General features: G+C 32.8%; 16 protein-coding genes, 1 tRNA gene and 3 pseudogenes. 9 read left to right on the top strand and 11 right to left on the bottom strand.

Annotated elements, in window-relative coordinates; translation table 11 throughout:
- Nucleotides 1-243 precede the first annotated feature (243 nt).
- Complete coding sequence (locus AC056_RS14955) at nt 244-1107, top strand: iron-containing redox enzyme family protein (RefSeq protein ID WP_077164051.1); 864 nt, start codon at nt 244-246, stop codon at nt 1105-1107.
- Between the two features lie 506 nt (nt 1108-1613).
- Here AC056_RS14955 and AC056_RS14950 read toward each other — a convergent pair.
- Nucleotides 1614-2330, bottom strand: a complete 717-nt coding sequence (locus tag AC056_RS14950; RefSeq protein WP_077164050.1) for a helix-turn-helix transcriptional regulator — start codon at nt 2328-2330, stop codon at nt 1614-1616.
- A 418-nt stretch (nt 2331-2748) separates the two neighbouring features.
- Entirely contained in the window at nt 2749-3156 is a 408-nt protein-coding gene (locus tag AC056_RS14945; protein ID WP_031944963.1) for a hypothetical protein, read from the bottom strand.
- Between the two features lie 1355 nt (nt 3157-4511).
- On the opposite strand from AC056_RS14945, the gene AC056_RS14940 reads away from it, so the two are divergent.
- Nucleotides 4512-7259: a restriction endonuclease gene (locus AC056_RS14940; RefSeq protein ID WP_077164049.1), complete on the top strand. Its 2748-nt coding sequence runs from the start codon at nt 4512-4514 to the stop codon at nt 7257-7259.
- 99 nt (nt 7260-7358) lie between these two features.
- Entirely contained in the window at nt 7359-8972 is a 1614-nt protein-coding gene (locus tag AC056_RS14935) for a hypothetical protein (protein ID WP_081410806.1), read from the top strand.
- A 93-nt stretch (nt 8973-9065) separates the two neighbouring features.
- On the opposite strand, the gene AC056_RS14930 is transcribed toward AC056_RS14935, so the two are convergent.
- Entirely contained in the window at nt 9066-9998 is a 933-nt protein-coding gene (locus AC056_RS14930) for an IS5 family transposase (RefSeq protein WP_077164048.1), read from the bottom strand.
- 226 nt (nt 9999-10224) lie between these two features.
- Between AC056_RS14930 and AC056_RS14925 the strand changes: the two genes are divergently transcribed.
- Nucleotides 10225-11604, top strand: coding sequence for a hypothetical protein (locus tag AC056_RS14925; RefSeq protein WP_077164047.1), 1380 nt, complete (start codon nt 10225-10227; stop codon nt 11602-11604).
- A 402-nt stretch (nt 11605-12006) separates the two neighbouring features.
- Here AC056_RS14925 and AC056_RS14920 read toward each other — a convergent pair.
- Nucleotides 12007-12083: transfer RNA gene (locus AC056_RS14920), tRNA-Ile, on the bottom strand.
- 160 nt (nt 12084-12243) lie between these two features.
- Between AC056_RS14920 and AC056_RS14915 the strand changes: the two genes are divergently transcribed.
- Nucleotides 12244-13470: an integrase family protein gene (locus AC056_RS14915; protein ID WP_039254834.1), complete on the top strand. Its 1227-nt coding sequence runs from the start codon at nt 12244-12246 to the stop codon at nt 13468-13470.
- Nucleotides 13471-13723: 253 nt separating this feature from the next.
- On the opposite strand, the gene AC056_RS14910 is transcribed toward AC056_RS14915, so the two are convergent.
- Nucleotides 13724-14623 (bottom strand): LysR family transcriptional regulator, encoded by a 900-nt coding sequence (locus tag AC056_RS14910; protein WP_039254837.1) that lies wholly within the window; start codon nt 14621-14623, stop codon nt 13724-13726.
- Between the two features lie 89 nt (nt 14624-14712).
- On the opposite strand from AC056_RS14910, the gene AC056_RS14905 reads away from it, so the two are divergent.
- Nucleotides 14713-15150, top strand: a complete 438-nt coding sequence (locus AC056_RS14905; RefSeq protein WP_004702112.1) for a PACE efflux transporter — start codon at nt 14713-14715, stop codon at nt 15148-15150.
- 59 nt (nt 15151-15209) lie between these two features.
- Here AC056_RS14905 and AC056_RS14900 read toward each other — a convergent pair whose 3' ends face one another.
- The 3 genes from AC056_RS14900 to AC056_RS14890 form a co-directional block, all read right to left on the bottom strand.
- Nucleotides 15210-16625, bottom strand: a complete 1416-nt coding sequence (locus AC056_RS14900) for a purine-cytosine permease family protein (protein WP_077164046.1) — start codon at nt 16623-16625, stop codon at nt 15210-15212.
- 252 nt (nt 16626-16877) lie between these two features.
- The gene (locus AC056_RS14895; RefSeq protein ID WP_077164045.1) at nt 16878-17342 is read right to left on the bottom strand and encodes a hypothetical protein; all 465 of its coding nucleotides are present in this window, start codon (nt 17340-17342) and stop codon (nt 16878-16880) included.
- A gap of 114 nt (nt 17343-17456) precedes the next feature.
- Complete coding sequence (locus AC056_RS14890) at nt 17457-18386, bottom strand: DMT family transporter (RefSeq protein ID WP_139344668.1); 930 nt, start codon at nt 18384-18386, stop codon at nt 17457-17459.
- Nucleotides 18387-18480: 94 nt separating this feature from the next.
- Between AC056_RS14890 and AC056_RS14885 the strand changes: the two are divergent.
- Nucleotides 18481-19331: pseudogene (locus tag AC056_RS14885) on the top strand (LysR family transcriptional regulator).
- A 953-nt stretch (nt 19332-20284) separates the two neighbouring features.
- Here the strand turns inward: AC056_RS14885 and AC056_RS14875 are convergent.
- Together AC056_RS14875 and AC056_RS20020 are read right to left on the bottom strand one after the other, a co-directional pair.
- Nucleotides 20285-20839 (bottom strand): annotated as a pseudogene (locus AC056_RS14875) (fimbrial protein); the annotation flags it as partial.
- Nucleotides 20832-21110 (bottom strand): annotated as a pseudogene (locus AC056_RS20020) (fimbrial protein); the annotation flags it as partial. The pseudogenes AC056_RS20020 and AC056_RS14875, both read right to left, overlap by 8 nt.
- Nucleotides 21111-21553: 443 nt before the next feature.
- Here AC056_RS20020 and AC056_RS14865 point away from each other — a divergent pair.
- Both AC056_RS14865 and AC056_RS14860 read left to right on the top strand, forming a co-directional pair.
- Nucleotides 21554-21904, top strand: coding sequence for a hypothetical protein (locus tag AC056_RS14865; RefSeq protein WP_004702088.1), 351 nt, complete (start codon nt 21554-21556; stop codon nt 21902-21904).
- A 64-nt stretch (nt 21905-21968) separates the two neighbouring features.
- Complete coding sequence (locus AC056_RS14860; RefSeq protein WP_004702086.1) at nt 21969-22181, top strand: hypothetical protein; 213 nt, start codon at nt 21969-21971, stop codon at nt 22179-22181.
- A 42-nt stretch (nt 22182-22223) separates the two neighbouring features.
- Here AC056_RS14860 and bioB read toward each other — a convergent pair whose 3' ends face one another.
- Nucleotides 22224-23213, bottom strand: a complete 990-nt coding sequence (gene bioB / locus AC056_RS14855; protein WP_004702085.1) for a biotin synthase BioB — start codon at nt 23211-23213, stop codon at nt 22224-22226.
- Nucleotides 23214-23221 lie beyond the last annotated feature (8 nt).

The following is a 23221-nucleotide window of genomic DNA, read 5'->3' as shown; positions in this document are numbered from 1 at the left end:
TGGCATAGCTTTTGATTTTTTAATCAATTTGATCATAATCAAAAACATAATTTGATTCAAGTTAATATTATAAAAATAATCTTTATTATTTTTAAATTTTTTTAAATATTCTATTTGATTTAATATAATTTTAATTCTAAGATGGATTTTTAACAAAAGGAGTTTGGATTTTAGCGTAATTCTTTGTTTTTAAAATAAAATATGGAAATCAGATAACTTTAATAAGTTTAACGAGAGTGAATTATGCCAAAAAAATTTGAGAACTTTAATAATCCTAGGAAAAAGGCACTCGCAGGGATGAAACAAAGCATTTCAGCTGAGCTTTGGGATAAAAATCTAAATTTTTTAAACCAATTAAGAGTTAAGATTTCAAAACATCCTGTTTCTCATCATCCTGCAATAGAAATTTTAAACAATGGAGAAATCAGTAAACAAAATTTAAAGCGTATTCATTTAGAGTATCGCCATGCAATTGTACAAACTTTTACAGATGCTTTATTAATAGCTCAATATCAGGCAAAGCAATTAGAACCTAAATTGCATGCTGGAGCCAAAATGTTCCCGCGTTTTCTTTTAAGTCTGAATATATTTGATGAGTTCGGATTCAGGCCTGGTGCTGACCGAGATGGTTATTATCAAGGAAACCCTGAATATGCTCATTATCCATTATTTGAAGATGTTTTGAATGATTTTGGAGTAACTGAAGAGGAGCGTCGCAACTATAAGCCAACAGAAATCGCGCATCAGGTGAGAGATTTTTTAGAGAATTCTTATAATGACTATAAAGCTGTTTCTGCTTTATTAGCTGTGGCTGAAGAAGAGGTGATTTTGTATAGTCCACCTTTGCGTAAAGCAACCAGTGCTGTCGGTATAGATGTCGAGGGTGGTGGTTATTACCATGTTCATGGCATTTCTGAAGATGAAACTGCCGAGGCAGCAGATGATGATCATGAAGAAGATTTATGGTTCATTTTGATGCAGGCTTGTACTGAAGAAGACTATATTTATTTAGAAAATCTATGCCTTGAATATTGTAATTTGTGGGAAAAATTTTGGGATGTTCAAATGGAGATATCAAAATCAATGCCTAAACAAAATTTGGCTTAAGAATATCTCAAATATTGAACTCATAATTTATAATAAACATAAATACTAAAAGGAATATTGAAAATATGGAAATAGCAAAACTCTTTTAGTCTTTAAGTGAGCAATCTTTGAATCGTGTGTGCTATTCATTTGTATTTTAAGATATTCAGAATTATAAAACCCCCAAAATTAAATTTTTAGGGGGTTAAATTTGGCTAGCCAATAAATTAGAGAACTTAAATATTTTTATTTAAACATAGATTAATCAGTTGCTTATGATGTTTTTCTATGGAGTTTTTAGTTTGGTTTAGTGCTATTTAGGGGCAGATGTATTCTGGTCATTGTAAAATCGGAATATCCTTACAATGAGATTGTATTTGCATAATATTGTTGGTCAATTCAATCAATAAATATGAGTTTATCCCTAATATATTAATAATTTATAAGAGTTTACGATTGGCGGTGGATCTACATTATTTTTTAAATGTTAATTTATATTAGCTTGCTAAATTGATTTCGATGCAAATTTATAGCAATCCTAGCATTATTGCTCGAATGACTGCTGAAATTTTATTGTTTACATTGAGTTTTTGCATTGCATTCACCACATGAAAAGTTACGGTTCTCTCACTAATAGATAGAATTAGCGCGATTTCTGAAGCGGTTTTTCCTTCTGCGCTCCAACGCAATACCTCTTTTTCTCTGTTAGATAACTTAAGATTTAAATTACGGAACTCTTTGTCATTCACGATTTTGGCAAGACTACTATGCAGCATTTGAGCAAGCCAAAACATTTTTGAGGATTGCGATTTTTGTTCTTGTTCAGAAATTGGATCGGCTGATCTGGCAAGTGTGAGCATGCCTTGCGTACCAATTAAATCTCGACATGATTGTGACCAACCCACGCTCAAGCCGAATGATTGTGCTTCTTCCCAAAAATCTTTTGGTGATTGTTTGTTTGCTTTTTGGCTAGACCAAATAAGTGGTTTTAATGAGCTTAGACAATGGCGCACTGTTGGATCAATAACAATATACCGATGCTGAGCATAACGTTGCTGCCATTCTTCGGGATAGTTATTTAATAAGATTAACTTAGGTTGAGTAATAGAGAGTGGGATATGCATACCATACGCACAATAGTTATATCCCAGCTGCAAGCTAATGGATTTGGCTGTATCAAACAGCTGATCCGTATCTTTTGCATTTAAAGATGCAGAAAGCAGATCTTCTTGCCAATTTTCCATGTTTTCCCCTTGTCCTTAATGCATAAAATTTTATTAAAAATATTTGATTTTTATGGTCAAGTATTCACTTGATAGGGTTTTTATAACTACAAATTATTGGTATTAATTGATTGATAAATAAACTGCATGAGTGGTCCTTGCTGCTTTGACTTCGGTCTCACCAATTCACCATTAATAATATAATAGGTTTTAAGTTGTATATTAATTATACATTATATTTAATCTTTAATTAAAGCTAAGTTTTTAGCTGCGAACAAAAGCTAACCATGAATAAGAAATAAAAGCTTCTGTCTTTTAATTATAAATGATGCGTTTATTTTGATTGCCCTTAAATATGAAAATTCGTGTAGATGACAAAAAGTATGAATCTGCTGCACTATAAAATTATAGTGCAGCAGATTGATATGATTGGTTAGATTTAACAAGAACCCCAAACAACACCAGACCAAACAGGATTGTTGTTAAGATAGAGTGTAATTTTTAAACCTTTAGGGATACCCCATGTTGTACAAACATCACCACAGACTTTTAGTGTGGCACCAATTGGAATACTAATAGGAGATGGGAAGCAAATTTGCCCAATGATTGGAAAGTTGAAGCATATTTTGTTTGTTTTTGGATCATAAGAAGCTGAAACACAAGCTTGAAGGTTTAATGCTTGAACTCCAGCTGAATCTAGTTGGCTTTTGAGGCCTTCTACAGTTATATTATTTTCAGCTGTTAAGTTATTATTGTCACTTGCTAAATTAGCGTTTGCAGGTTGATTTTCAAATCCGACTTTTGTGTAGTCAGGGATCACATCTTTTTCACATTGACATTTGCTCATTTTAATACTTCCTTTTAAATCTTCGTACTCATCTGGCTTTTCCGAAATTCGCCCCATTTATTTTTTGTGGTTTCTGGAATCCACAGTCACTCCGGTATGGAATGATTTCTTGTAGGTAGATGCATTTATAAGATTCCGTGATATCAATACATCTGCTTATTCTTTGATCAAAATTTAATGGTTTTTTTGAAAGAAAATAACTGTAATTTTTTACGGTTTTTAAGCAAAAAATGATGTTTTGAGCTTTGAAAGGGGTAAGTTCAATCAGTTGAACTTTTTAACGATGATAAGAAGGTGTAATGGTTTAATGATGTAATTTTCAATGTTGTTTTTTCACAATCATTTATATTCGGAACTAAGAAAAAATTCTTTAAAAACAAATATTTTTTAGTTTAATATGCAAAATATGACTTATTAAATAATGAAATAGACTAGTTTACTCATGATGGGTAATTGTCATAAGTGAAAATTTTTAACTACAGTCTGACGTGTTATTAGTAGGAAGTTGAGAACATTCATAGGGAGATGAATATAAATACTTTTATTGTCTATCATGCACAGTTCAAGAAAACATTATGAAACCGCTTGTGCTAATAGGAAAAGGGGTAAGTAGCTGAAATTTTAAATTTTCCGAAGATAGATCGTTTTACTTTCTTTTTTAGTAATGAGGTATTGAATGATAGGACAGATATTTAATACTGATAAGAAAGACAAGATATTTAAAAATTAAATAGTGTGAAGTTTGACCTATAAACCAACGGATTATTAAAATTATGAACCACTGAAAAGATATAAAGATCCAGATGTTCTGAAAAATAGAAGACATTAAAAAACCTCATAACCTAAAAGATTATGAGGTTCGAATTTGGTGGGCCCACCGTGACTTGAACACGGGACCAACGGATTATGAGCGGAGACAGGTTTTTATAAATTTATTATATAAAACAATATTTTGTGTCTTGCTGAAATAGTCAGAGCGATTAAAATCAAGGAGACCACAGATAAATTTGGAAGTGTAAGAAAATTAAAGCTTTTGGCTTTTTTAAGATAAAGATGACCCAAATCTCAGTTTTTCTAGGGATAAGAATAATAAGCAATTTTTTGTTCAAAAAAATCACGAAAACCGCAAAAAGACTGCTGTTTACTGCGGTCCCGCAAAGATAGACCGCAGAAATGTAAAAATTTTTTTATAGACCGCAAAGACCATGCTTGTTTTGTAGACAAAGTGCTGGACCGTAATACCTTATTCTAAATAATAAAGATTTAATAATTCTTTTGATCGATCTATCAAATGCGGATTGTAATATTACTAAAATTGTTTAATATCAACAAATAAACTATTTGGTAATTTTTCAATGAATATAGAGGTTGCTCTTCATAAATCAGCATCAACCAAGGAAAGAGGTGATCTTTTAGAATCACTCGTGGGGATTCTCTTAGAAGCGCAGTCCTATGAAGTAATTCAGGAAATACGTTTTACTGCAGTAGAACTAGACTTGTTATGTAAACATAAAGTCAGTGGGAAAGAAATTTATGTAGAATGTAAAGCCTATAGGGATAAAAATATTGACGCTAATATTTTAAAAAATTTAGCTGGTACACTTTTTTTTAAAGATTACTCTGAAGCATGGTTGATAAGCACAGGTAATTATGGAAAAGAAGCCAAAGGTTTCATAGAAGAATGGAAAAATAAACCTAAGGATCAAGCAACAAAGTTAAGTTTTTATAATCCAGACAAAATCTTAGACTCTCTAATCAGTGCAAAGGTCATAAAAAATTATCCTATTGATTTAGCTAGTGATTATATTGGTAGCATAAATCTTTTGGGAGAGTGGATATTGCTAGTAACGCCATATGGTAATTTTTGGGCAGTTGCAACATTAGCAGGCGGTATTCCTAAAAATGTTTTATGTTATTACGCAACCAATAATGAGCTTGTAGAAGACACCGAATTATTAAGTAAACTATCTGAAACAGATACATCACTAAACACTCTCAACTTTAAGTTACCTCGAATAAATAAGTCAAAAACTGTAGACGTTGATGTGATTAAAACAGTCAGTGTAGTGCAAGTTCAAACTGGTGAAGCTTGGAGTGATTATAGACCAGCTAGACCCGAAGACTTTGTTGGACGAGTCAAAGACATAAATTATATTTTTGATTTTTTAAAGCGAATAAGAGAAAATACAACGGATACTAGAATTTTTGCAATAACTGGTAATTCAGGAATGGGGAAAAGCTCTTTAATTGCAAAGTTAAAGAGTAAAGCTAATAATTATCAGAATAAAAATAGATATTTTATATTTTCAGTTGATATACGAGCAGCAACAGGGCCAGAATATATTTTATCATCACTATTGCAAGCATTAAAAACAGCACAAAAGCAAGGCTTTGGTTGCAAATCCATTGAATTAACAATATCTGATGTCGGAAATCCACTGAATTCAGAGTCGATCAAAACCTACCTAGAATCTTTAAGCGAAGAAAGTCAAATCATTACGTTGGTATTTGATCAATTTGAAGAGCTTTACTCTAAACCAGAATTATATGACGTCTTTGAAAAAGCTAAAGCCCTTCTACTTAATGCAGCAGCAATTAAACTTAATTTTTGTTTAGGTTTTGCATGGAAAACTGATAGTACAACACATAGTGAACACCCAGCTTACTTTTTTTGGCATCAACTATCAGATTATAGAATCACAAGAAAATTGACACCTTTCTCTGATTCTGAATCTAATGCAGTTATTAATATTTTTGAAAAAGAAATTCAACAAAAACTTCACCACGATCTTCGTCATAACTTAGTTGCTAGTAGTCAAGGATACCCATGGTTATTAAAAAAACTTTGTATTCATCTTTATGAGAAAATCGAAAATGGTACCAACCAGAATGATTTACTTGAAAATAAACTTGATGTAGCAAGTCTATTTAAAGCAGATATGGAAATTTTAACACCAGCAGAAACAGCTTGTCTAAGACTTATTGCCCAAAGAGCTCCTGTTGATTGGTTTGAAATTATTGAAGTGTCAGGACCAGAAACATTAAGATCATTAATTGATAGACGCTTAGTAATACGGAGTGGTGATAGGTTAAATATATATTGGGATATTTTTAGGGAATATATTTTAACAGGTAATATCCCAGCTATTCTTTTAAGATATCTACCTTCTACAGATTTTTCCTCATTGTATAAAGTAGTAAAATATCTGCGACATGATACAAAATTATCGGTTCAAGAATTAGTTGATCAAACAAAATTTTCTGAAGGAACGATTCAAAATATTGGTTCTGATATGGTTATGTTTGGGGTGGCAACAAGAGAAAGTGGTTTATACTCTTTGAGTAAAGATGTACCAATCTGTACCGAAATAGAGATTCTTAGGGCAATTAGAGAAAAATTCTCTAAGCATGTTTTTACTTCTGCTTTAAAAGAATCTTCTCTACACTCAGTATCATCAACTAATAGTTTGATTGAACTTTTAAAACAATTATATCCTGCAAATAAATATGCGTCAAAAACATGGCAAGCGTACACTGTGCGCTTATGTAGATGGCTAGAACTTTGTGGATTTCTTCATTCGTCTAAAGCTAGTTGGGTATATAAAGACCAAGGTGATGTCGTTTCAGAAAGAACTAAAATTGAGCGTAAACGCAGAAATGGGAATGTTTTTACAGCACCAGCATCCCCATCTTTAACATTAGAAGTTTTAAATTGGATTATTAATAAATATAGTGTAGGTAAGACAGAAGATAAGCCCAAAGGTTATAGAAATGCCATATCTATTTTAAGTCGATTTGAAATTATTACTAGTGAGTCAGATAAATATATTATTGACATGGAAAGGGTCTCAAAATTTCCTGATAGTAAAGCTCTACTGTGGTTTAGTGCGAATTCTGAAGAAGTTTTACTTGAAGTAGTTAAACTAATTGAAACTAATCAATACATTTCAGGTAAAGAAATTGGTGATTATATTGCTAATGAACACAATATGGTATGGACTGAAGCATCAAAATTAAGAACTGGTGGGGCTATTAAACAATGGGCATCTTGGCTTTATCAAGGGAAATTCTATTCAGAGATCCCTGAAATTCCTGGCAAGTAAGCATATAAATAATATAAATTTAATAGTGGTAGAAGTAGCTCAGACTGATTGAGATTACTTCTATTAGCCTATTTATTCACATTTTTTAGGTTTTGTTAAATGAATAAATTTATCTATCCTCATCTTCCAATCATGAAAAATGACTTCAAAAAGTTTCAAAATTTATCACATCAACAAATTGCAGAGCTTAAACTTATAGCATTTGATAAAAATGCTATAAGAAAAATAACTTTAGTAGAACTAGGAAAAAGGTTCATTTCGGATGTTGTTGGCATCAATATTGCCAATGAAAGTTTTGATAACGTTAAAAACAACTATAAAGACTGTTTAAATAATCCTAATAAATCGATATTATTCAATAATGAAGAGGATTTTTATAGGTATATAGCTGAAGAACATTTAATTTTATTAGAAGAAACTGTAGGTAGTTATATACAATATCTCAGCTTAGCTAAGTCTGATTTAGAAAAAATAAATCATCAGATTGAATTCATAAATACAGAAATTAAAAATATAGAGGATCTTAAAAAAAATAATGGTTGGTTAGATGCTGAAAAACGTTATTATAAAAAATTACTTGAGCACTATAGAGAAAAGAATATTTCAGCGAGTAATGAAATATTTTATTTTCTTTCAGAAACAATTGAAATCTACAATCTCTCTTCTTATGAAAATAAAAGAAGAAATATATTTAGAGGTTTTGATGTTGTAAGTACTTTTTTTGTTGGAAGTATGCCTTATTCTTACTCTAGAGGTTTAGTATTTAAGGATCATGATATATATGATGTAAAAAATATTACAGAAATGTCTAATAAGTTTATGGAGTTCCCAGCACCTACCCATAAAGAGATTAAAAAATTATATGATGAAAATCAGAAAGATTTTTTTTTATTATCAGATCAATACATTAGAGATGGTTGGAGTGATATTAAAAGTATAATTGAAAAAATAAAAATATTTACTGAAGAAAATCATATTGTAGCAAAAAGGAAAGATATTTTATTAGAAATTTTTGAGCATTATAAAAATAAACACTTTATTTCGGTTGTCTATATGTTACCTATGCAAATAGAAGGCATATTTCATGATATATGTGTTGAGGTTGGAGTTAAGGAGTCAGCACTCGATATTTCCTCCCTCAATGAAAAGTTGAGAAAAATACAAGAAAATTTTAAATATTTTATTTATTTTGAATATTATTCCTTTCTGTTTCCTATAATAAGAAATTCTGTTGCTCATGGTAAGATCATAAATGACAACTACGAGGAAACAGCAATTATGCTTATGCTTGATTTACTCCCTGTATGTGAGTTAGCCAGTTCCGAAAAAATACCTATTAATGGGAAAAAAATTCTTTTAGATAAAGCAATAAATAATGATTTTAAGGCATTAGTTGAATACTTGAATCTTATGGACATAGATATACCTGAGTTTTATCAATTAAGTGACAAATTCAAAGTTATTGAGGAAAAGTATAAAAGTGTTGAATTTTGGAGTTACCTAAGAAATGAAGTTAAGAAACAAAAAACTGAAAACATAAATCAAACTGAGATAATGAGATTTATTAGAAAGTTGCATGGGAAAAAGTTGTGTAAAGAACAATCTGACTTATTTTTTAAGGAAATTCATAATTTAATTGAAGAAATTAAAAAAGCTGAATTTGAGAGTAATAAGCTGAGTGAAATTATTCTAAAAAAATTAAATCTTGAGTAAATTATATTAATTATTTTTTATGTTGCATTTCAATAAGGGGGGGCTTTGTTGCATAAAGCATTTTAAGGCAAAGTTCTGCTAGGCGCCTCAAATTTAAGTGACAACTCGGGTGTGAGGTCGGCCTAATTCATTAAATTTATTTAAGACTGCCACACGTGCATGAATCTCGTTGACTTGACTGTCAAAATTTCTAGAACGGAGTTTATCGCCCAATAACTTAATGCAATGCATCTTGGTTTCAACCAAACTTCTCCGATGATAGCCACACCATTTTTTCCATATCGCCCTACCTAAATGCTTAACTGTCCGAAGTAGTTCATTTCTTTGTAGCGAATGGGTCTTTGTATCTTTCCAAGGCTTCGCATTCTTTCTCGGCGGAATGACAGCATAGGTTTGCCGATCTGCAATGACCTGACGGCATTGTTTTGTGTCATAAGCAGCGTCTGTATAGACTGAATCAATCTGCTCATCCAATGGGATTTGATTAAGTAAATCTCCAAGAACTTGTGAATCACTGATATTATTTGTCGTAAGCTGAACGGCACGTATTTGCAGTGTTTCGGCATCTATACCAATATGCAGTTTACGCCATTGGCGACGATATTCGGGCTGATGTTTCTTACGCTTCCATTCGCCTTCACCTAAAAAATTTAACCCCGTAGAGTCGACGAGTAGGTGTAACCCATCACGACTTTTCTGATAGCTTATCGCAATATCAATATGCTTTTGTCGTCTACAGAGGGTGGAGTAATCTGGTGCTGTCCAATTCAAGCCACAGAGTTTAATCAAGCTTTGAACAAAGCCAGTGACCATACGTAAAGACAGACGGAATAAGGATTTAATCATTAAACAACATTGGATTGCTGTGTCTGAATAGGTTTGATTTCGTCCGTGCTTGCCTTGTGGCTGTGCATACCATTGGGTCTTAGGATCAAACCAGATTGAAATATTTCCTCGCTTGATTAAAGCTTGGTTATACGAGGACCAATTGGTTGTACGGTAGATTTTAGGTGCAGGCTTCTTCATAAGGAAATTATATTGCTGAAGAAACCTTCAAGAATAGCTTTGTGCAACAAAGCCCTTTAGATACAGATTCGAGTTTTGGATAGTGTTTTTTCATGGTCACTCCTTTAATCGTTAAAGACCATGAAGATAATATGTATTTGAAATTAGACTAAATACAGGCAATATTAATTTTATTTTTAAGTTTTTGATAAAATTTACATTAAAGATCATCTGAAAGGAGTAAATAATGCAACGAATAATTGATGAAGCTGTGAAAGATTTAATAGAGATTATTGATAATAAAAAAAAACCAAAAGATGTTGCATGGCAATTTATATTGGAGGAATTAGATGCGGCTAAAAGTTCTCCTGTAGAGTTTGTTCATCAACGTATTTCTACTTTCTATATAGAGCATCATGAATATAAAGATGCAATGAAAAGAAGTTGGAGTGATGTTGATGGACAAAGTGGACCACAACAGTATTTAGTCAATATATGCTTAACTTTATTAAGCCAAAAAATTAATAGTGAAGTTATCGCCTCATTACGTATTTCAATAGTTGAGTACATTTTAGCTCACTATAAATTTGGTCGATATTTTACTAATGATCTAATTGATAAAAATTCTAGTAATATAGACTTATTTTTTCCAGAAATTAACGGGATAGGAAAAAATCCGAATTTCGTATTACTTTTAGATGATAAATATTGCGCTGTTCGAGAGGTTATAAACAAATGGGCTACTGGATTTATAGATAGAGATCATAAGTTTAAAAAAGAGTTCCAGAGCACATTTAACTCTTCATTTTGGGAGCTATATCTTTTTCAAGCCTTTAAGGATTTTGGAATGCAGATTGATTTTTCTAAACAAAGCCCAGATTTTACGGTAAAAACGATTAAAGGACGTACTCTAAATATAGAGGCAGTCACTGCTAATAATGCATATAATTCAGAACCAGAGTGGAGCAGTAACAGAGATTTAAAGGAACATTCTGATTTTCTAAATTTTTCATGTATTCGCATATTAAGTTCATTGAATTCTAAACATAAAAGATATCTTAACTATTATTCTTCACTATCACACGTGAAAGGAAATCCGTACATTATTGCTTTAGCACCATTTGAACAACCGAATTTTTTTATACAAAATAATGAAGCTATAATTCGTGTACTATATGGGCAAGGAGCACGTTGTACTAAAAATCAGTTTGGGGAGTTAGAGTGTGAAGTAGAATTTACTCCTACTATTTCTAAAGAAAATGGGGCAATTCTTGAACTTGGGATTTTTACGAATAAAAATTATAAAGAAATTAGTGCAGTTATATTTTCGACTACTGCCACTGTTTCTAAGGCAATTGTACAATCAAATATGAAAGGAACAGTCAGAGTAAGTCGTTTTGATTCTAAAAAAGGGCTAATAACTGATTTAATTCCAAATGATAGTCATATTGAGACACATCTAGATGGTTTACAAATTCATCATAATCCCTTTGCCGAAAATCCTTTAAATTCCGAAGACTTTTCTAAATATGAAGTTTCTCATTATTTTTATGATCTTGTTAAAAAAGAAATTGATAATAAGCAAAGAAATTATACGATAGTTTCACGAATATTTTTTAATGATTGATCCCAATTTAAGGACTTTAAGCAGCTATTAATAATAGATATAGCTAGTATGATCCTCGTATAAACTATTTTCTAGCAAAACTCCCCATACCAAAATCAGAAATTCCCTGTACGAATAGGAGAAAATGGTCAAACAACAGAAAGTCCAAATTCCCCCAAGCCTTTTCGTTTTCCACACGCTTTACGCCTCGATGTTCTAGATCATAGAAGATTCATCTTCATCGTAGATCGAGTGGAAAGCCGAAGTGCTAGAAAACGTTTAGTTGGGGATAAATTTACATTTGGGATATAGACCAACGGACTATCGAACGGATGGACCACAAAATAGACCGAAAAATCCGATGGTCTAAAAACAACATGCAATAAAAAACCTCATAACCAAAAGGATTATGAGGTTCGAATTTGGTGGGCCCACCGTGACTTGAACACGGGACCAACGGATTATGAGTCCGCTGCTCTAACCAACTGAGCTATAGGCCCTATAAGAAAGAAAAGCTTTTATTCTCAAGGCTTTTCAGTGCCTGCAATACTAATCAATTTTTTGATTAAACACAAGTATTTTTCAAAACTAGATATGCAGTAGACCTGAAAAATATTTTGATATATTGTTAATTATCACAAGCGATACGGATTTTAGCTTATGAGCACTTCACGAGTAAAGCTAACCAAGTCATTTATTGATCAACTTAAACTCATTCCAGCAATTTATCGCGACAGTGAGATTATCGGCTTTGCTATTCGTGTGAATAATTCGTATAAAACATATATTATAGAGAAGAAAATAAAGGGTAAATCTATACGTTGCAAAATAGCTAACTATGAAACAATTACTCTTGAAGACGCACGTGTACTTGCACGGCAAAAGTTAAAAGATTTATCTGATACTAGTCTTGCTGGTATTAAAAATGATGAAATATTAAAAAATAATTTAAATAAGCAATATTATCAGCCCACTCTAGCAGAGTCTTTCCAAGCCTATATCGATCATCATAAACTCAAAGAAAGAACACTTGTTGATTATAAAGAAGTTATAGAAAAATACTTAATAGACTTGAAGGAACTTAAATTAATTTATATTACTGAACAAATGGTTATAGATAAGTATACTCAGCTATCTAAAAGTAGTTATGCAAAAGCCAATTTGTCTATGCGTGTTCTGCGAGCTATTTATCATTTTTCAGTAAAACATTATAAAAATACGCAAACAACAATCCCAATCATGAACCCGATTGCTTTGTTGAATTCAAAAGAAGTATGGCAAGAAATCCCAGCTCGAAATGATTATATTGATATAGATAATTTAAAAAAATGGGTTCATACAATAGTTGAATATAAAAATAGGGACAAGGAGAATGAAACAAATAAAGATTTTTTATTCACGCTTGTCCTAACTGGACTTCTTAGAAATGAGTGTGAGTGTTTGCGTTGGGAAGATCTGGATTTACACCAAGGAACACTTTCTTTTATAAATACTTATAATAATGAGAGTTATAAACTTTATATGGGTGATTTTCTATGGCTTTTAATGAAAAAACGTAAAATTCAAATGGAGGGAGAGTGGGTTTTTCCATCTGCTAAATCTAAAACTGGTCATATTGTTAATATTTCTAAATTCCGAAAAAAGATAAATGAAAAAAGTAATATTTCTTTTACTTTTCAAGATTTACGTAGAACATTTAACTTTATTGCAAGTAATTTAATTAATGAACCTATATTTATAAAAAACACAAATAAAAAGAAAATAACATTAGAATCTGACCATGTTGTTCATGATCAAGATATGCGTCACAAAATGAATAAAATTGAACAAATCGTTTTAAGTTCATATAGAGATGAACTTATTGCATTAATGAACATCAATTCCTAAGAACTTTTATTCTCAAAAATAAAAAAACACAGAACTGACACCACTTATCAAATAAGTCTAAGTTTTGTATGTAAAACACAGAATGAATATTTCTTCACATTTTTCACAACTATTTGTAATTGATGAATTTTATACTTGACTAAATCACTTGGAATTTATACAGTACCAGAGTATTTTCTCATAATTATTAATATTGCTTAGTCCTGAAATACAGTAAGAAGCCTATTCACTATGAATGGGCTTCTTGCTTTTTTTAATGGGTAAGCTTAGATAGGTTTGATTGAATAGTTTGAACAAGTTCTCTTGCTGCTTTTGATAAGGGTTTATCTTGGAGCCAAATAAGATAAATAGAGAGTGGCAAATGATTTTTTGTATTTTTAAAATCTAGTTGAACTAAATGCCCCTGTTCAATTTTTTCTTTTACTAAAGATAAAGGAAAATTTCCCCAGCCTAAACCTGCCTCGACCATATTAATAGCGGTTTGTAAATTATTGGTTTTCCAATACATTGCTCCAACGATTGAACGTGAGTCCTGCATATTTAATTCAGTACTTGCGACCACAATTTGTCGGACATTAATTAATTCTTCAATAGAAATGAGCTTGTTCTTTTGTTTTAAAAATGGATGATCAACAGAAATTGTGGCGACTAAAGTTTCATTCATAACCAATTGTAAGCTTTCACGCATTTTTATATTGAGATCTGAACCTGCAAGGCAAAGACTAATATTTTCTGTATAGAGCAAATTGAGTATATCGTCTTGTGGAGCGGTAATAATTTCTATGTTGAGTAACGGGAATTTGTCAGCCAATTGTTTTATCGCTTTAAGAAGTAAATCGGTGTTGGCATCTGAAACAACACCAATTTTCAGTTTACTTTCTAGTCCTAGAGAGAGCTCATACGCATGAGTACCTAATAATCTAAGTTGTTCAGCAATAATTCGTGCTTGAGGTTCTAATGCTAAAGCCGCAGAAGTAGGAATCACTTTACGGTGAGTACGTTCAAATAGATGATAACCAAGCTCCGCTTCTATATTGGCAATAGCCATACTCACTGCTGACGGTACTCGACTTAAATTGCGGGCCGCAGCGGAAAAAGATCCGGTATCTAACACAGTTAAGAAAAGCTCGATATTTTCGCTATTAAAATTCATTTTGATATCAGTACAACTGAAAGCTGTTAACTTTAATTGTGATTTTAACTGAAACTAAAATAAAAGGAAGTTAGAGAAGTTGATTGGTTATGCAAGGTTTAAAGCGTCGTATTGTTTATGTTTCTTCATATGAAGTTATTGGAATGGTAATTTCATCGGTAGGTTTAGCACTTTTGGCTGGAGACAGTGTAGAGCATACTGGCCCACTTTCAGTGATGATTACGACCATCGCGGTAACATGGAACTTTATTTACAACATTCTTTACGAAAAGTGGGAAGCTCGCCAAGACAGTAAGTCACGTACTGTTAAACGTAGAATCGTACACGCGATCGGATTTCAAATCACTTTAGTGATATTCTTAATTCCGCTTATTGCATGGTGGATGGATATTTCTCTCGTTGCAGCATTCTGGCTAGATGTTGCCTTTATTATCATCATTCCAATTTATACATTTATATTTAACTGGACCTTCGATAAATTATTCGGATTACCTGTTTCTGCACAGATTAAGCCTATTCAAGAATAGACAAAATTTCAAAGAGATATCAAAGTATTGATCTATTAACTTTGATATCTCATCTGAAATTATTTGATTTGTTCAAGCTCAAGATTTTTTGAAACTTTTATTTGAGCTCTTTTTGCTAGTACATAATATAAAATTGCAGTCGATAACAATCCAACTAACCATGATAAATCAATACCACCTAACATCTCAGCAATTTGTCCTTTGTAGAATTTACTGTCAATAAAGGGAAACTGAAGTAATATTCCAAGAAAATAGCAACTAATGCCAATGGTGTTCCAGCGGCCATATTTTCCATTCGGGTCATATAGTGCGTCTACATCACATTCTTCTTTAGAAATAAAATAATAATCAACTAAATTAATTGCACTCCAAGGAATGAAGAATGTCAGAAGAAATAAAATAAAAGCTTTGAATGCACTTAAGAAGGTATGTTCACCTACAACTGCAATGAACGTCGAGATTAAAACCATTGCAAGAACAATGATAAGTCGGGTTAGTTTTGAAATTTGTCCAGTTGGTTTAAAGCTATTCCAAATGGTCGCTATACACATAAAACTGCCATAAGCATTGAGTGTCGATAAAGTGACCTTTCCAAAAGCAATACTAAAATATAAGAAAGTAATGATGAGAGCGATGGGATTCATACCCACAACATACTGAACTTCATTGCCAACAAAACTACCATTTGAGACCTGAGCAATTAATACGCCAAGTGTCATGGAAATTTGTGAACCGATCAAAGAGCCAAGACCAACTGCCCAAAATACCCGAGTTGAAGATGTTTTTGTTGGTAAATAACGCGAGTAGTCTGCAACATAAGGCCCGAATGAAATTTGCCAAGAAGCCGAAAGAGAAACTGCTAATAGAAATGATGACCAGCTGAAGTGGCGTACAGCAAGCAATTCTGAAAAATTCGAGAGGGCCAAAATTTGAGTAAGAATAATAACAAAAGCAATTAAACCGATAATGCTTGCTACTTTTCCTACCCAATGAATCAACCGATAGCCAATCGTTGCAAATGCAATAATGAAACAAGCATAAATTAAAATACCTGTTGTATTAGTGACTTGTGTAAGGTGTGCAAGTGCTTTGCCTGCGAGTACTTCACCAGTTGCGGTAAAGCCAATATACATCAGGCAAACCAGAATAATAGGAATACATGCACCATAGACCCCAAATTGCACCCGACTCGAAATCATTTGGGGAAGGCCAAGTTTTGGTCCCTGAGCTGCATGCAAAGCCATAACAGCCGCACCAAAGCATTGTCCAATAAATAATCCAATGATTGACCAAAACACATCACCGCCTAATACGACAGCTAAAGCACCCGTGACAATTGCTGTAATCTGTAAATTAGCACCAAACCAAAGGGTAAATTGGGCGAATATACTGCCGTGTCTTTCATTTTCAGGAATAAAGTCAATACTGCGGTTTTCAACAAACCCATTTTTAGATGTTCCTGTTGCTGAATCCATATAACACTCTCCTTATCCTTTAAGAGCTTTTCTTTTATTTGAGTCTATTTTGTACAAACAAATACAAACATGTATATACAAGCAATTCTAGAAAGAAGCAATGGGTCAGTGAAATCACACTTGTAAAATTTTTACGTCTATAGGTTTAAATACGATGGAAAATTCAACGGGGCTATAATCATTTTTATAAGTATGAAAATGTTTAATCAAAAAGTTAATTTCATAAAAAAGCCCTCCAATGAGGGCAGATAGTCAGAATTCAGCATCAAGAATGGCCTGAAAAAATACAGGTAGTTCTGAAAATTGAACTAATTGAGTTTTATCATCATGCTTATAATAGTATTGATAATGCGGTGTTTCAAAAGCACTATCGAGATATTGAGTTGCATCGGAAAATTGGGCTTTGGCAATAGGTTTGTCTTTTTTAAATTTAACAATGATAGGATTTACAGAGTTTAATTTAACGGGTACACCATTTTCAAACTTGGCAGTTTCAATGAGTAAAGAGATTTTAAAGTCACCAAATACAGCACAAAATTGGCCTCCTTTTTCTGTTTTAATTTCACGATCGTGAAACAGTTCTTTAAATAAATCTTTTAACGATTCTCTGTGCTTGTCTAAGGCTAATTGAAAATCATGATCTTGCTGTTCTAGTTTCTCTTGCTCTTCTTTTAGCAATTTGGCCTGTTTTTCGATTGTTGTAAAATCCAAATTCATCTTAATTTTTCCTTGTTGTATTTTTAAAACTATATATGGCAGCCATTTGTTAAGTTTTAAAGAAACATACAATCTTTGTTACAACGCAATAATTAAGATGAATTTGTGTGACTACTATTTCGTACAAGGTTTAGCCATAAGTGTCGGACGTTTAATTTGAATAAACCCACCACTGCTTAGCACACCGAGCATGACTAAAGCAGTCCCTATAAGCTGCCAGATGTTAAGTGCCTGACCAGCCAATAGTGCCACCAACATACTAAAAACTGGAACAAAGTTAAAAAAGATTGATGCTCGGCCTGCGCCTAGTTTTTGAATGCCATTAAACCAAAATAAATAAGCAATCATGGTAGAGCAAATAATGACGTAACCCATTGCCAAGTGTGCGGTAATAGGTGCCATAACTACTGCTTTGATTGGATGTTCGAAAATTAGGCTTAATGTGATTAAAGTCAAAGCACCGAACAACATAGAAAAAGTTGTAGTTTCTAGAGGTGTAGCATTTTTTACATAGCGACGTGATAACACATTGGCTAAACAAAAACTGATACCACCGAGTAAGATAAATAAGTCACCGATTGCTATTTTTAAATGAAGTAGCGTTGATAGATGACCATGACTAATAACAAAAAGCACTCCACTTAAACCAAATACAACACCAATAGATTTAGCAAGTGTTAATTTTTCTCCATCAAGCAAAATTGCTAACAGTAGAGTAATCAGTGGAGTAGTTGCCATGATTAAAGCACCATTGACTGCCGATGTTGTTTGTAAACCGTAGAAACAGCCTATATTAAAACCAGCAATACCTATAATTCCAATAAGCAGATAGATAAGTAAATTCTGCCGTAAAGCATCCCAACGCAATTTACCCGTAGCCGAAAAAATAATAAATAGCCCAAGGCTTGCAAGTGTAAAACGCTCAGCTGCTGCTGAAAGTGGAGGCATATGTTGGATGATATAAGACATTGCATTAAATGCTGAGCCCCAAAACAGCATTGTGATTACAACGCCTGTATAGGCATAAACTATTGTTTTATTCATGATGGGACTCCGAAAAAGAATGTCTCTATTCTGAGTAATCACTTAAAGGTGTACAATTCCATATTAATTCATCTTTGATGTGAAAATTTGCACAATGATTGATTGGGAAAATTTACATTACTTTTCAGTTTTTTCAGAAGAGAAATCACTTTCAGCTGCCGCAAGAAAGTTGGGAGTCGACCATGCTACTGTTGCAAGAAGAATCGCACAGTTAGAACAGAACTTAAAATTAAAGCTAGTTGATCGTAGGCCGCGTACATACGTACTTACTTCAGATGGAGAGCGGCTTGCTCAAGTTGTAGCTCGTATGATGGAAGAAACTTTTTCCATTGAGAGACTTGCTCAGGCTGGACAGCAGGAAGTTACAGGTACTGTTTCTATTAGTATGCCTCCGTTAACTGCTGCTCACCTCATCATGCCTCAACTTGGAAAGTTTTATCGCCATTATCCACAGTTAAAATTACGTGTACTTGGTGATTTCATTATGTATCTTTGCTGCATAGCGAAGCGGATATAGCTGTGCGATTTGGACGACCTAAAGATGATTATTTAGTTGCTCGTAAAGTTGGGGAAATCCCTTTTGGAATATATGCTGCTCCAAATTACTTAGCTGCTACGAGTGAAGAAAATTATGAATGGATTAGCGTGGAGGTCGGTGGTGTACATGGACAAAAACAACAGAAATTAAAAGAAAGATTAAATAATAAAGAGCCGATCATGATGACTAATCATCCTGAGTTGCAATGGAGAGCCGCATGTGGGGAAGTGGGTTTAGCTGTTTTGCCTGATTTTTTAGGTGGTCTTGGTAACTTAGAAAAACTTCCAGATGATCACCCGATGAGTGCAGAAATCTGGTTGGTGACTCATGAGGATTTAAGGCATAGCCCAGCTGTGCGAGTAGCAATTGATTTTCTTGTGAGTTGTTTTGAGTCTTTTAAAGTCTAGATTGCGTTAATTAAAAATGAGTTTATATTCATCAACTTAAAAGCTGCTGTGCTACAGCAGCTCCTTCAATTCGATAGATCTTCTCAGGCGCACTTTTATTCCTCTACGTAAATTAGATTGGTCCCGATCAGAGTTAAAATTAATGTTTTAATGCTTCTGGTTGCCACGTTACTTAAATTATTCAGGGAAGTGACCTGCATCTTCTCGCCCTTGTTTTAAAGCTAGAAAAAAACATAGTAGAAAAAGTAACCCAATAAAAAACAAGAAAAAATCTAGATTGCTAATACCAAAACCAATTGCCGAAGCCCCTAAGCTTAATAATAAAATGCAAAATATTTTCCAAAAAATGAGCATGCTGTTTTGTTGTAAACACTTGAAGTTAGACTGTAATTGAAGAATATTTAAAGATTTTTTTATGTTTTTTTTCTTATAGGTTGTGTAAAACTTTATAATTTTTAGACTTTAAATACAGTGAAATGACATTCAATATTGAAAAAGACGATGTAATAGATTTTTTAGCTATATTGAACATTAATCTTTGTAAATTTCAAATTTTCTTAATTAATAGAATGGTAATTCTTTAGAAAGTCTGTAGAATAGTGATATTGAATTTTATTTTTAATTTAATTGTATTTAAAATTAACCAGTTAGGTGTATTTATCAAACCTTTGTTAAAAAAAAGACTTGATATTTAAGTTAAATTTTGGAATTATAGTGGTGCAAATTGTGATCTATTTCCCACAATTTGTATTTCAGGTTAAGTGGTTATCACTAATGCTCATTGGCTTTATTCGCTGATGAGCATTTTTTTAATTTATTAGTTAGTAAAATTTAAAAACTGTCATTATTTAAAATCCTTTTTGTTTAGTCTTAATTAAAAATAATAGTTTATATAGCTTTATTCACACTACAAATAGAGACGTAATAAAACTCAGTTTTGTATAAGTTGACTGCTAATCATATTGAATGGTTACAGTTGCATTAGCTTTGACTTCACCCGCTGTAACAGTAGTTGCTGTTTGATAGTAACGTGCTGTTAAAGGCACATCATATTCTACAGTTTGATTAGAACTTACAGTACCAATATCTAGTGGGTTCCCTTTTTGAATAGGGCTGTTCGCACCATTCATATTCCATAAAAGCTCTACACCAACGCCGTTCGCTTTTGTTGAATCAGCAGCACTATTATTAATAACCTGATTATTTGAGCTATCTGAATTATAGTCAAAGCTTAAGCTCAATGAATTGCTGGTAGGTACTCCTGAGTTATTCTCGCCTCCATTACAAAGAATAGATAGGTTAAAGTTTTTTTCACCTTGCGTTGAACCAATAGCTCTAAAACCTGATTTTGTTACTGTGGGAAGTTGCACAACAGTATTTGGACCATTTTGAATTTCACAAGATGATGATGCAATTAGAATAGGGGAGCTACCTAGTACTGTGGTTGTTAAGAACGGACGGTTTTGTTGTCCTGCCACATAGTAGGTACTATATCGACCTGTCACCAATTGCACCGGGTTCAAAATAAGTTGCAACTTTACCAGCTGAAGCGCAATTCGTTAAATTGATTTGGAAGGGAGTACGTCCAGCAATATCACCAACATTTTTTAAAGATTGAGATGATACTGTAGGTAAATTTACGGTTAGATTTTTATCACCTGTATCGATCGTACAAGTATTATCGGTTACTAAACCATTAATAGTAATTGTGCCATCCGCAGCCTGTGCAGTGGCAATATTAAAAATAGAAGTTGCTGCTATAAAAATAAGCTTTTTCATAAATTCCCCAGAATATTTTATAAAGTAGATTTATTACTCTTCAGTGCTTTTATTCTGATCAAGTAACGCCGTGGAAATATAGCAACTTTCAAGTAAAAAACAAGAATTACATTATATTTTTATGTATTTTGATTGGTTGTTTTTTATGTGAAATTTTGTTTTAAAATTTAATTTATACCAGATGGTAAAACAATTAAGTTTTATTTTTTTTAATAAAATTGATAATAATTTTCATTTAAGTTGTTGAATTTAAGTAATTTAAGTTTTTCTTTAGAAAATAATATAAATTATTTGTAAAATGTTTTATTAAGTATCTGTTTTTTATTAATAAAAATAATTTGTTTATGTTGTATGAAGATATTTATTTTTTTAAGAATTTTTTAAGGTTTAATTCCTAGTGTTTTAGTTGTGATTCAATAAAAGATCGTCTGGAGTTTATTTCCATGAACAGCATGAAATACAGTTATAAACCAAATTATTTTTTCTTTGCCCATAAATTAGTCTTATTCTTAAAGGACTATTTACTTAAACATCCCACAGAACAGAATACGACGTTTAATTTACAAACAATTTATGACATCTTTAGTCATGATTTAGCGTCTAGTACAACGAATCTTGAGGGTATTCTAAATATTGCGGATGAATACGTGTTTGAAACTGAAGAAGGCTTACTTCCATTGATTAGTAAGCATTCAATCAATCTTAAGAATCATGTGCTATCTTTGGAGTTTTCTCCTCAGGCCTTAGCAAGTTTGTTATCGGGACATTCGCTTGTGAATCCTAAAGCTGCTTAGACTCTCTTTTAAGGTAGGGTTAACTCATATAGAATTCATAAATATTTATTTTTAAGAGTGATTTATGAGTAAAGACTTTAAAGCCTTAACTTATATTGCGGATGAGAACGTAGCAGATACAGTGACTTGGCTCATGCATCACCAAGATGTTTTTGAAACTTTCCACTTTGATGTGCTGAGCCAAGAGTTATCGGTTACACATGCAGCAGGTAGGGATATTATTCGAGTTGGAACTTTTCTGAATGCGACTTATGGAATACTAGTAACATCTATATAAAAAAAGCCCTGAATGATCAGGGCTTTTAAATTCTTGATGCTATTAAGCACTCATCGCATCTACTGATAGATCAGCAACAGTTGGTTTTGGCTTTTCAGCAGTTAAACCAAGTTTGTTAAATAATGCTTGGTCTTTACCTTCACCAGCATTTGGAGTGGTAAGCAATTTATCACCCGAGAACAGAGAGTTCGCACCTGCCATAAATGCTAAAGCTTGATCTGAATCACTTAAAGATTCACGGCCTGCAGAGAGACGGATATAACTATGTGGCATAATGATACGTGCAACCGCAATAGTACGGATCCATTCAATTACATCAAGCTTTTCAACATCAGCTAAAGGTGTTCCTTCGATTGGAACAAGCATGTTAATTGGCACAGATTCAGGATGAATCGGTAGAGTAGCTAGTTCATGCAATAGACCAATACGATCTTCACGACTTTCACCTAAACCCACAATACCGCCACTACAAACTTTCATACCAGCTTGACGAACATAATCAAGTGTATTCAAACGATCATCAAAAGTACGAGTACTGATAATGTGAGAATAGTATTCACGAGAGGTATCTAAGTTATGGTTGTAATAATCTAAACCAGCAACTTTCAGGCGCTCAGCTTGAGATTGATTAAGCATACCTAAAGTCATACAGGTTTCCATACCTAATGCTTTAACTTCGCGTACCATTTCTAAAACATAAGGCATATCGCGTTCATGTGGGTTACGCCAAGCAGCACCCATACAAAAACGTGAAGAACCTGAATCTTTTGCAGCTTTCGCTTCACTAATTACTTTTTCTACAGCAATACGCTTTTCTGCTTCTAGTTTTGATTCGTAATGTGCCGATTGTGAGCAGTATTTGCAATCTTCAGGACATTTACCCGTTTTAATAGATAACAGGGTACTGACCTGAATTGTATTGGCAGTGAAGTGCTCGCGGTGTACTTGTTGAGCCTTGAAAACTAAATCCAAAAAAGGTTGTTCATATAAAGCTTGGATTTCTTCACGATTCCAATCATTACGTAGAGTCATTGTCATAT

Origin of the sequence: Acinetobacter genomosp. 33YU, from assembly GCF_001990725.1 — a bacterium.
GTDB classification, from domain to species: Bacteria; Pseudomonadota; Gammaproteobacteria; order Pseudomonadales; family Moraxellaceae; genus Acinetobacter; species Acinetobacter seifertii.
This window is presented reverse-complemented; position numbering and strand designations above follow the sequence as displayed.